General features: G+C 63.1%; 9 protein-coding genes and 4 tRNA genes. 1 reads left to right on the top strand and 12 read right to left on the bottom strand.

Annotated features, from left to right (window positions below; genetic code table 11):
- Positions 1 to 193 precede the first annotated feature (193 nt).
- From rplL to AC56DV_RS16130, 11 genes are all read right to left on the bottom strand, one after another.
- Positions 194 to 568, bottom strand: a complete 375-nt coding sequence (gene rplL / locus AC56DV_RS16180; protein ID WP_496315289.1) for a 50S ribosomal protein L7/L12 — start codon at positions 566 to 568, stop codon at positions 194 to 196.
- Positions 569 to 632: 64 nt separating this feature from the next.
- A complete protein-coding gene (rplJ, locus tag AC56DV_RS16175) occupies positions 633 to 1,157 on the bottom strand; it encodes a 50S ribosomal protein L10 (protein WP_496315288.1) in 525 nt (174 codons plus the stop codon).
- A 252-nt stretch (positions 1,158 to 1,409) separates the two neighbouring features.
- Positions 1,410 to 2,105 (bottom strand): 50S ribosomal protein L1, encoded by a 696-nt coding sequence (gene rplA, locus AC56DV_RS16170; protein WP_056392619.1) that lies wholly within the window; start codon positions 2,103 to 2,105, stop codon positions 1,410 to 1,412.
- 2 nt (positions 2,106 to 2,107) lie between these two features.
- The gene (rplK, locus tag AC56DV_RS16165; RefSeq protein WP_056392621.1) at positions 2,108 to 2,539 is read right to left on the bottom strand and encodes a 50S ribosomal protein L11; all 432 of its coding nucleotides are present in this window, start codon (positions 2,537 to 2,539) and stop codon (positions 2,108 to 2,110) included.
- A 123-nt stretch (positions 2,540 to 2,662) separates the two neighbouring features.
- Positions 2,663 to 3,271, bottom strand: coding sequence for a transcription termination/antitermination protein NusG (gene nusG / locus AC56DV_RS16160; protein ID WP_496315287.1), 609 nt, complete (start codon positions 3,269 to 3,271; stop codon positions 2,663 to 2,665).
- Positions 3,271 to 3,654 (bottom strand): preprotein translocase subunit SecE, encoded by a 384-nt coding sequence (gene secE, locus AC56DV_RS16155; RefSeq protein WP_496315286.1) that lies wholly within the window; start codon positions 3,652 to 3,654, stop codon positions 3,271 to 3,273. Before secE ends, nusG begins: the two co-directional genes overlap by 1 nt.
- Positions 3,655 to 3,689: 35 nt before the next feature.
- Positions 3,690 to 3,765 (bottom strand) — tRNA-Trp (locus AC56DV_RS16150).
- Positions 3,766 to 3,839: 74 nt separating this feature from the next.
- The gene (gene tuf / locus AC56DV_RS16145; RefSeq protein ID WP_161071440.1) at positions 3,840 to 5,030 is read right to left on the bottom strand and encodes an elongation factor Tu; all 1,191 of its coding nucleotides are present in this window, start codon (positions 5,028 to 5,030) and stop codon (positions 3,840 to 3,842) included.
- 111 nt (positions 5,031 to 5,141) lie between these two features.
- A tRNA-Thr gene (locus AC56DV_RS16140) sits at positions 5,142 to 5,216 on the bottom strand.
- 38 nt (positions 5,217 to 5,254) lie between these two features.
- Positions 5,255 to 5,328 (bottom strand) — tRNA-Gly (locus AC56DV_RS16135).
- 49 nt (positions 5,329 to 5,377) lie between these two features.
- Positions 5,378 to 5,461 (bottom strand) — tRNA-Tyr (locus tag AC56DV_RS16130).
- A gap of 225 nt (positions 5,462 to 5,686) precedes the next feature.
- Between AC56DV_RS16130 and AC56DV_RS16125 the strand changes: the two genes are divergently transcribed.
- Positions 5,687 to 9,028, top strand: a complete 3,342-nt coding sequence (locus AC56DV_RS16125) for a bifunctional diguanylate cyclase/phosphodiesterase (RefSeq protein ID WP_496315285.1) — start codon at positions 5,687 to 5,689, stop codon at positions 9,026 to 9,028.
- Here the strand turns inward: AC56DV_RS16125 and AC56DV_RS16120 are convergent.
- On the bottom strand, positions 8,991 to 10,481 hold the full coding sequence (locus AC56DV_RS16120) for an HDOD domain-containing protein (RefSeq protein WP_496315284.1): 1,491 nt from the start codon (positions 10,479 to 10,481) through the stop codon (positions 8,991 to 8,993). The genes AC56DV_RS16125 and AC56DV_RS16120 overlap by 38 nt on opposite strands.
- Positions 10,482 to 10,516 lie beyond the last annotated feature (35 nt).

Here is a 10,516-nt window from a genome sequence, read left to right as displayed (position 1 = left end):
TGCGCTGCGGAACGAACGTCACACAGACGAAACCTCAAGCCTCTATCATTTCAGGTCGATATGATCAAACTGCAGCATAGTTAACGCTACAAATACGACAAAGACGACAAAGGAGCCAAAGCCGGCATTCCTCCCTTTCGGAAGGAATACCTCACTTTGGCTCAGGCGAAAACTGCTCGCCGGTACAACTGTATTACTTCAGTTCGGCCTTGGCGCCAGCTTCTTCCAGCTTCTTCTTGCCGGCTTCAGCGTCAGCTTTCGACAGAGCTTCTTTAACGACTTTTGGTGCGCCGTCAACTACGTCTTTAGCTTCTTTCAGGCCCAGACCGGTGATTTCGCGAACAACTTTGATCACGCCAACTTTGTTTGCGCCAACTTCGGCCAGAACCAGGTTGAACTCGGTCTGCTCTTCAACTGCTGCGCCAGCTGCTGCGCCGCCGGCTGCTGGAGCGGCCATAGCTGCTGCCGACACGCCGAATTTTTCTTCGAAAGCTTTAACCAGTTCGTTCAGGTCCATTACGGACATTTCGCTCACTGCGTTCAGGATATCGTCTTTGGAAATTGCCATTTGAAACTCCTAATTTATTTGTATGCTACAGAATTGTTTACTTGAGAAAAAAAGCGCGCTGCAATCAAGCAGCGGTTTCTTCCGCTGCAGGAGCAGCGGCGCCTTCGCCTTTTTTCGCTGCCAGAGCAGCCAGACCACGTGCAAAGCCCGATACCGGAGCCAGCATAACGCCCAACAGCTGGGCGATGAGGACTTCACGGCTAGGAATGCTCGCCAGCGCGGTAACAGCAGCTTTATCCAGCTGTTTACCTGCGTAGTTGCCGGCGACGATAACCAGTTTGTCGTTGGTTTTAGCGAAGTCGTTGATGACTTTCGCTGCTGCAACGGCATCATCCGAGATCGAGTAGATCAGCGGACCGGTCATGCTGTCAGCCAGGGCGGCGAACTGCGTACCTTCTACTGCACGGCGGGCCAGGGTGTTCTTCAGAACACGCAGGTATACGCCTTGGGTACGCGCTTTAGCACGAAGTTGCGTCAAGTGAGCAACCTGGATGCCACGGTACTCGGCCACGACCACGGTTTGCGCAGTTGCTACTTTTGCGGAAACTTCGGCAACGACGGCCTTTTTGTCATTCAGATTGAGACCCACGGTCAACCTCCTTAAATGATGTTTGGCAAATGCCGCACATCGGTTCGAACAACGGCGTCCGAGGTTAGGAGTCCAATGGACTGCAAAACTTGTTCGGGTACACCATCTGCGTTGGGCGCCTCGCGGCGATTAACCAGAAACCTGCCTGCTGCTTCCGGCCCAACGGTCTTTGATTGCCTGGCGGCGCAGTTTTCACTCCACCGCCAGCCCAAAGATGCGCCCGGCTTGCGCCGGGACTTGATTCTTTACAGCTTAGGCAGCCAGACCAGCGTGGTCCACACGGACGCCAGCGCCCATGGTCGACGAGATCGCTACTTTGCGCAGGTACACGCCTTTCGACGATGCCGGCTTGGCCTTGTTCAGCGCTTCGATCAGGGCAACCAGGTTGCGCTTCAGATCGGCGTCGTCGAAGGATTTGCGGCCGATGGTGGCGTGGATGATACCAGCCTTGTCGGTACGGTACTGAACCTGGCCGGCTTTCGCGTTTTTCACGGCGGTAGCGACGTCAGGGGTAACAGTGCCAACCTTCGGGTTAGGCATCAGGCCGCGCGGGCCCAGGATCTGACCCAGGGTACCAACGATACGCATGGTGTCTGGCGAAGCGATGACGATGTCGAAAGGCATGTCGCCGGCTTTGACGCGCTCGGCCAGGTCTTCCATACCAACAACGTCGGCGCCGGCTGCCTTAGCAGCTTCAGCCTTCTCGCCCGAAGCGAACACGGCCACGCGTACGGTCTTGCCGGTGCCGGCTGGCAGCACGACGGAACCACGCACAACCTGGTCGGATTTCTTAGGATCCACACCCAGTTGTACCGACACGTCGATCGATTCGTTGAACTTGGCGGTGGCCAGTTCTTTGATCAGAGCAACAGCGTTGTCGAAAGCGTACACTTTGGTACGGTCTACTTTAGCCTTGATGGCTTGAGCGCGTTTGGACAGTTTTGCCATGATTAGATGCCCTCTACCGTGATGCCCATCGAACGTGCGGAACCGGCGATGGTGCGCACTGCTGCGTCCATGTCGGCGGCGGTCAGGTCCGGGGTCTTCAGTTTTGCGATTTCTTCAGCTTGGGCGCGGGTCAGCTTGCCGACTTTGTCGGTATGTGGCTTCGGCGAACCTTTGGTGACGCCCGAGTGCTTCTTGATCAGGTACGTCGCTGGAGGGGTCTTCATCACGAAGGTGAAGGACTTGTCGGCGAATGCGGTGATCACGACAGGGATCGGCATGCCTGGTTCCATACCTTGGGTCTGCGCGTTGAACGCTTTGCAGAATTCCATGATGTTCAGACCGCGCTGACCCAGCGCTGGACCGATTGGAGGGGATGGGTTTGCCTTACCAGCTGGCACTTGCAGCTTGATAAAGCCAATGATTTTCTTTGCCATTTGGGCACTTCCTATCTTTGGGTTTGAGTAGTAGCGCCCCGCCGGTACAACTTGGCAGGGCTCCTCTTGGTGGATTCGGCCGGGGCCGCGCTCCGTGGGCGCTTGTCACACAACCGCCGTGACTTAAACTTTTTCGACCTGGCCGAACTCGAGTTCCACCGGGGTGGCGCGGCCGAATATGGTGACCGAGACGCGCACTTTGGACTTCTCGTAGTTCACTTCTTCCACGTTGCCGTTGAAGTCGGTGAACGGACCGTCCTTGATGCGGACCTGCTCGCCCACTTCGTACAGCACTTTCGGACGCGGCTTCTCGACGCCTTCCTGCATTTGCTGCATGATCTTGTCGATCTCGCGCGCAGGAATCGGAGTGGGCTTGTTCGATTTGCCGCCGATGAAGCCGGTGACCTTGCTGGTGTTTTTCACCAGGTGCCAGGTTTCGTCGGTCATTTCCATTTCCACCAGCACGTAGCCGGGGAAGAAACGGCGCTCGGTGACCGACTTCTGGCCGTTCTTGACTTCCACCACTTCTTCGGTGGGCACCAGGATCTGGCCGAACTGGTCTTGCATGCCGGCGCGCTCGACGCGCTCGGTCAGCGCACGCTGGACGCTCTTTTCCATGCCGGAATAAGCATGCACGACGTACCAGCGCTTGTTGCTCACAGGTACGCTTACGGCTGCGCCAGCGTCTTGCGCCGGAACTTCCGGCGCGTCATCTTGCACATTTTCGCTCATTATTGTTTCCAACCCAGAATCACGTCGTACAACAGGAATTCCAGCAACTTATCCGTGCCCCACAGGAACACAGCCATTACCAATACAAAGGCAAACACGATCATCGTGATTTGCGTTGCTTCTTTGCGCGTAGGCCAAACGACTTTTTTGGTTTCGCGGACGGCTTCTTTAGCGAAATTCAGGAAATCGCGGCCGGAGGTAGAGGTGTAAGCAATGCCGACGGAAATAAGCAAACCACCCACAAGCGCAGCTGCCCGCACCAGGGATGGTTGACCTGCCAGGTAGAAGAACCCGACTACGCCTGCAATCGCTGCAACCACTGCCAGCACGACTTTGATTTTGTCGCTTGACGTGCCAACGGTTTGCACGGATTGATTAGACATTCTATTTTACTTTCGGTGCCCTGCACCAGATTCGGTGGCAGGGGCGGAGGGCCTCGAACCCCCAACCTTCGGTTTTGGAGACCGACGCTCTGCCAATTGAGCTACGCCCCTACGTAAAACTTGATCAGTGAATCCGCAATTATAGCACCCGACTGCAGTCGGGCGCTAGTACTTGGCGCAGATTATTAGGCCAGGATCTTGGCTACCACGCCGGCGCCGACGGTACGGCCGCCTTCGCGGATTGCAAAACGCAGACCTTCTTCCATCGCGATCGGGTTGATCAGCTTGACGGTGATCGACACGTTGTCGCCTGGCATAACCATTTCTTTGTCCGCTGGCAGTTCGATCGAACCGGTCACGTCAGTCGTACGGAAGTAGAACTGTGGACGATAGTTGTTGAAGAACGGGGTGTGACGGCCGCCTTCGTCTTTCGACAGAACATAGATCTCGCCGGTGAAGTGGTTGTGCGGCTTGATCGAGCCTGGCTTCGCCAGAACCTGACCACGCTGTACGTCTTCACGCTTGGTGCCGCGCAGCAGCAGACCAACGTTGTCGCCTGCCTGACCCTGGTCCAGCAGCTTGCGGAACATTTCCACACCGGTGCAGGTGGTTTTCACGGTGTCGGTGATACCAACGATTTCGATCTCTTCGCCGACCTTGATGATGCCGCGCTCAACGCGACCGGTCACCACGGTGCCGCGGCCCGAGATCGAGAACACGTCTTCCACTGGCATCAGGAAGGCGCCGTCCACTGCGCGCTCTGGCGTAGGGATGTAGCTGTCCAGTGCGTCGGCCAGGGCCATGATGGCCACTTCGCCCAGAGGACCGGTGTCGCCGTCCAGTGCTTTACGTGCCGAACCCTTGATGATTGGCAGGTCGTCGCCTGGGAACTCGTATTTCGACAGCAGCTCGCGCACTTCCATCTCAACCAGTTCCAGCAGCTCTTCGTCGTCGACCAGGTCGCACTTGTTCAGGAACACAACGATGTATGGAACGCCAACCTGGCGGGCCAGCAGGATGTGCTCGCGGGTCTGTGGCATTGGGCCGTCAGCTGCGGAGCAAACCAGGATCGCGCCGTCCATCTGCGCAGCACCGGTAATCATGTTCTTGATGTAGTCGGCGTGGCCTGGGCAGTCAACGTGAGCGTAGTGACGCGATGCGGTCTCGTACTCGACGTGTGCGGTATTGATGGTGATGCCGCGTGCTTTTTCTTCTGGTGCAGCGTCGATCTGGTCGTAAGCTTTAGCTTCGCCGCCGAATTTCTTCGACAGAACGGTAGCGATTGCTGCGGTCAGGGTGGTCTTGCCATGGTCAACGTGACCGATGGTGCCAACGTTCACGTGCGGTTTAGTCCGCTCGAATTTACCTTTTGCCATTTTAGACTCCTAACAATTTGATAAGTGTGCAGGGCACGCGCCCGACTGTCTGAAGATACTGCTGAGCTTAGTATTGCCGGCTTATTACTACCAGCTTGACGCTGCGAATTCTGGTGCCCTTGACGTGGATTGAACACGTGGCCTCTCCCTTACCAAGGGAGTGCTCTACCACTGAGCTACAAGGGCTTTATTTGTTGCGATGTACCACATAGATGCAAGCTAACTGGAGCGGGTGAAGGGAATCGAACCCTCGTCGTAAGCTTGGAAGGCTTCTGCTCTACCATTGAGCTACACCCGCGAGGTTTAGATCATCTTCACTACTATCACTCAGTTTTCTTGCAAAAACTTGGTGGAGGGGGCTGGATTCGAACCAGCGTACTCGAAAGAACAGATTTACAGTCTGTCGCCTTTAACCACTCGGCCACCCCTCCGCGAGGAACCGCAGAGTATGAAGCAACTTCTTTGACTTGTCAACACTAGTTTGCAGTTCGTTTTACCGTTCTACCTGCAAGCTGCGATGTTTCGTCTGCTTCGGGGCGAGATTGTAATCACAAGAATGTGAATGTGCAAGTGTTGTTTTTAAGTTGAATGATTTCTTATAGAATCGACAGCATGCATGGGCTTTTGATGCATGTCCTGCCGACACTGGAGCAAGTTTGGAAACACGAGTCCTCCCCCGCCGCCGGCCGCCCGCGCCGCCGGCCAAGACCCCATGGGCCGGCATGCTGCTGGCCAACGCCGCCCTGCTGCTGGCCTACGTGGCCACCGGCCGCCTGGGGCTGGAAATGGCGCTGGGCGCGGCCTACGCCACGCCGCTGTTCCTGCCGGCCGGCATCGCGCTGGCCGCCGTGTTCACGCTGGGGCCGCGCCTGCTGCCGGCCGTGGCGCTGGGGGCGGTGCTGGTCAACCTGATCCCGCTGGGCGCCTCCAACGCGCTGACCTTCCCCGGCGGGCTGCCGCTGGGCGCGGCGCTGGCGTCCGGCGCCGGCGCCACCTTGCAAGCCTGGATCGCCATGCTGGTGCTGCGGCGCGCGGTGCAGCCGGCACTGGGGCGCGGACGCGATGTGCTGGGCTTTATGCTGCTGGCGCCGCTGCTCGCGCTGATCAGCAGCAGCGTGGCGATCGGCGCCAGCGGCCTGCTCGGCACGCTGGCGCCGGCGGCGCTGCCGGTCAACTGGTTCACCTGGTGGCTGGGCGACACCACCGGCATGCTGCTGGCCGCGCCGCTGACGTGGATCGCCATCGGCCAGCCGCGGCCGCTGTGGCGGCGCCGGCGCTGGCTGGTCGGCCTGCCGCTGCTGGTGTCGAGCGCGGTGTTCGTGACCATCTACTTCCAGGTCGAACACTGGGAGAACGCGCAGCAGATGCAGACCTTCCGCCTCAAGGCGCAGCAGCTGGGCGACCAGCTGCAGGCCCAGTTCAGCGAGCACGAGCGCTTCATCTACGCCATGTCGAAGGCGCTCAACGATCCGCAGCGCGTGCTGGGCGCCAACGACTTCAGCAACTTCGCCTCCGGCTATCTCGACAAGCGCCCCGAGCTGCTGTCGATGAGCTGGCTCAAGCCGCTCAGCCATGCGCAGCGCCCCGCCTTCGAACAGTGGGGCAAGCAGGTCATCGAGCCGGGCTTCGAAGTGCGCGAGGGGGACGCGGCGCGGCGCCTGAGGCGCGCCGGCGCGCGCCCGGAATACATGGTGTCGACCTTTATCGAGCCGATGAGCAGCCAGCGCTACCTCGGCATCGACTTCTTCAGCGAGCCGGTGCGCGCCGAGGCGGTGCGGCAGGCGCTGCGCAGCGGCCAGCCCAGCGTCAGCGCGCCGGTCTCGCTGTTCCGCCACGCCGAGGAGAAAGGCATGGTGCTGCTGCAGGCGGTGCACGCGGCCGGCGACGACGCCCGCACCATCGGCATGCTGCTGATCTCCATCCATGCCGATTCCTACATCGAACGCGCCGTGGCGCAGGTGAACTTCCCGGCCCTGCAGGTGCGGCTGCAGGACGTGGGCGGCGCCCAACCGCTGACCATGCACGACCGCCTGCCGCGCGCGGCGCAGCCCCCCGCGCACGCGGGCGAGGTGCAGCGCCGGCTGCGCTTCGGCGGGCGCGACTACCTGCTGACGGTGGCGCCCGCGGCCGACTACGTGGCGGCCCAGCGCGGCTGGCAGAGCTGGACCGTGCTCACCTGCGGCCTGCTGCTGACCGCGTTGCTGGGCGGCATGATGCTGCTGATCTCAGGCGAGCGCGCGCTGATCCAGGACCAGGTGAAGGACGCCACGGCCCGCCTGCGCGAGCGCGAGGCCAGGCTGCAGGCCATCCTCGACAAGGCGGCCGACGCCATCCTGACCATCGGCAGCGACGGCACGCTGGTGTCGGCCAACGGCGCGGCCGGGCGCCTGTTCGGCTACGCGCCCGAGCAGATGCCCGGCCTGCGCCTGGAACACCTGCTGCCGGTGGCCGACGGCGACACCGCCTCCGGCCTGCTGCGCAGCATCGCCAGCGGCGTGACCCACGAGCACGAGGCGACCGGCTGGCGCAGCGACGGCAGCGCCTTCCCGCTGGCGGCGTCGGTCAGCGAGGTGGAACTGCCGGACGAGCACCTGTTCGTGGCCATCCTGCACGACCTGACCGAGCAGCAGCGCGCGCAGGAGCGCATCTACCGCCTGGCCCACCACGACCCGCTCACCGGGCTGGACAACCGGCTGTCGCTGAACCTGCGGCTGGACCAGCTGCTGGCCCAGGCGCGCCGCAGCCAGGCCGCCGGCGCCGTCATGTTCATCGACCTCGACCACTTCAAGAAGATCAACGATACGCACGGCCACCAGGTGGGCGACCTGCTGCTGATCGGCGTGGCCAACCGCCTGCGCGAACTGCTGCGCGAGGTGGACACCATCGCGCGCCTGGGCGGCGACGAGTTCATCGTGCTGGCCGGCAGCACCGCCAGCGCCGCCATCACGCCCGACAGCGCCAGCCAGGTGGCGGTGCGCATCGTCGAGGCGCTGAGCGCGCCCTTTGTGCTGCAGGGCAAAACCATCCACAGCGGCGCCAGCGTGGGCGTGGCCATGTTCCCGTCCGACGGCCACGACGGCGCCACCCTGCTGCGCCACGCCGACACCGCCATGTACGCCGCCAAGAGCCAGGGCCGGGGCAACTTCCAGTTCTTCGCGCCGGCCATGAACGCCGCCACGCACGAGCGCCTGCTGCTGGAAAGCCGGCTGTGGCAGGCGCTGGAGCAGAACGAATTCGAACTCTACCTGCAAGCCCAGGTGGAGCTGGAGGGCGGCTCGGTGATCGGCGCCGAAGCGCTGCTGCGCTGGCACCATCCGGAGCTGGGCATGGTGGGGCCGGACCGCTTCATCCCGATCGCCGAGGAATCCGGCCTGATCCTGCCGCTGGGCGAGTGGGTGCTGAAGAGCGCCGTGCAGCGCCTGCGGCAGTGGCGCGACAACGGCCTGGGCCATCTGCGGCTGGCGCTCAACCTGTCGGCGCGGCAATGCCACGGCAGCGCCCTGCTGCCGCTGCTGGACCGCCTGCTGGCCGACAGCGGCATCGACCCGGCCCTGCTGGAGCTGGAGATCACCGAGTCGGCCGCCATGCAGGACCCCGAGCGCAGCCGCAAGCTGCTGCGCGAACTGCGCTCGCGCGGGCTGAAGGTGGCCATCGACGACTTCGGCACCGGCTATTCCTCGCTCAGCTACCTGAAGCTGTTCGAACTGGACCGCATCAAGATCGACCGCGGCTTCGTCAAGGACATCGAGACCGACCCCAACGACGCCGTCATCGTCGCCACCACGATCGCGCTGGCGCACTCGCTGGGGCTGCAGGTGATCGCCGAAGGGGTGGAAACGGCGGCCCAGCGCGAATTCCTGCGCAGCAAGGGATGCGAGGAGGCGCAGGGCTATCTGTTCGCCCGCCCGGTGCCGGCGGCCGAGTTCGAGGCCCATGCCCGCACTGCGCAGGCAAGGCGGCTTACGCCGGCGTCAGCGCCGCCAGAACCTGCGCCTTGAGCGCGCGGATCAGGGAGCTTTCGTCGGGCGGCACGCCCTCGGGGGCGGGCTCGCTGCGGTCGGCGTAGAACAGGCCCAGCTGCACGCCCTGCACCACCAGCGGCAGCACGATGAAGCTGCGCGCGTCCGGCAGCAGCTTGCGGTGCCAGTCCGGCATCAGGTCGCGGATCTTCGGCACGCCGGCGTCGGCAATCATCAGGTCGGCGTCGTTGCGCATGGCCAGGTGGAACAAATCGCTGCCGGGCCCCGCCGCCAGCGGAAAGGCGAAATCGGCCATGCGCGCGGCGTGCTTTTCGCCGAACGCGATGCGCGCCCGGAAGGTGCCGCTGCGCACGTCCTTCAGGCACACGGTGGCGAAGCGGAAGCCCATGCTGCGGTACAGCGTCTCCAGCACCGCCTGGATCACCTCGTTGACCTTGCAGCGCCCGGCCGCGCGCATCTGCGCCACCTCCTGCACGCCGGCCAGCAGCTGCTCGCGCGCGTTGTAGGGCTTGCCGCTGGCGTGCTGGCCTTCGGGCAGGCTGCCGCCGGCGTCCATGGTGGACAGCAGCAGCACGTTGGGCAAGCCGTCCGTGGCCTCCTCCGCCGGCGGCGGCGCCGGCTGCAGCTGCAGGCTGTCGAGCAGCTCGTCCATCTCGCTGCGGGCCGCGCCCAGCATGTCCTCCAGGCGCTGGCGCTCCAGCCCCAGCGCCGCGCCGTAGCGCTCGAACAGGGCCCGCACCACGTCCGCCGACAGGCCGCCCGGGCGCACCAGCGCGCGCGCCGCGTCCATGCTGAAGGACACCACCAGCCGCACCCAGTCCTGCCGGCTGGGCGGCGGCTTGTGCAGCGGCGCCGGCGGCAGCGTGCCGATCGAGCGCACGATCACGTCCGGGATCTTCCATTCGTTGAGGATGGCGGCCGACAGCGTGTCGTAGGTGCTGCCCAGTATCATCTGCGAGGCCTGGCTGACGGTGTGCGCGCCGCCCGCCACCAGCGCGTTGATCTCGCGGTAGCGCTCGTGCTGCTGGGAGGCGATCAGCAGCGGGCCGATGTTCTTGAACAGCGCGCCGATCGACGCTTCCTCGGCGCCCTGGTAGGCGGACAGGCGCGCCAGCTCGCGGCCGATCAGGCTGGCGCACAGCGCCGCTTCCAGCTCCGCCCGCACGCTTTGCGCGTGCTTGCCGTTGTCCAGCGTGTCCACCAGCAGCATGGCCAGCGCGGTGGTCTTGACGTTGTCGAAGCCGAGCAGGGAAATCGCGCGCGAGATGGTGGTGACGGCGATGCCGCCCACGGTGCGGTAGCGCGGCGTGTTGGCGATGCGCAGCACCTTCTGCGTCAGCGCCGCGTCCGACAGCACGTAGTAGGCCAGCTCCTGGGTGCCGCCTTCGTCCGAATCGACCAGCTGCACCACGCGCCCCACCGAGACGCCCAGCGCGAACACGCCCTCGTCGCTGCACAGTTTCTTCAGCAAGAGGCCGCGGACGGGCCGGACATCGGGGCGCGGAT

It is taken from the genome of Massilia sp. BGA-UO-ETr-WB1 (assembly GCF_059567845.1).
This window is presented reverse-complemented; position numbering and strand designations above follow the sequence as displayed.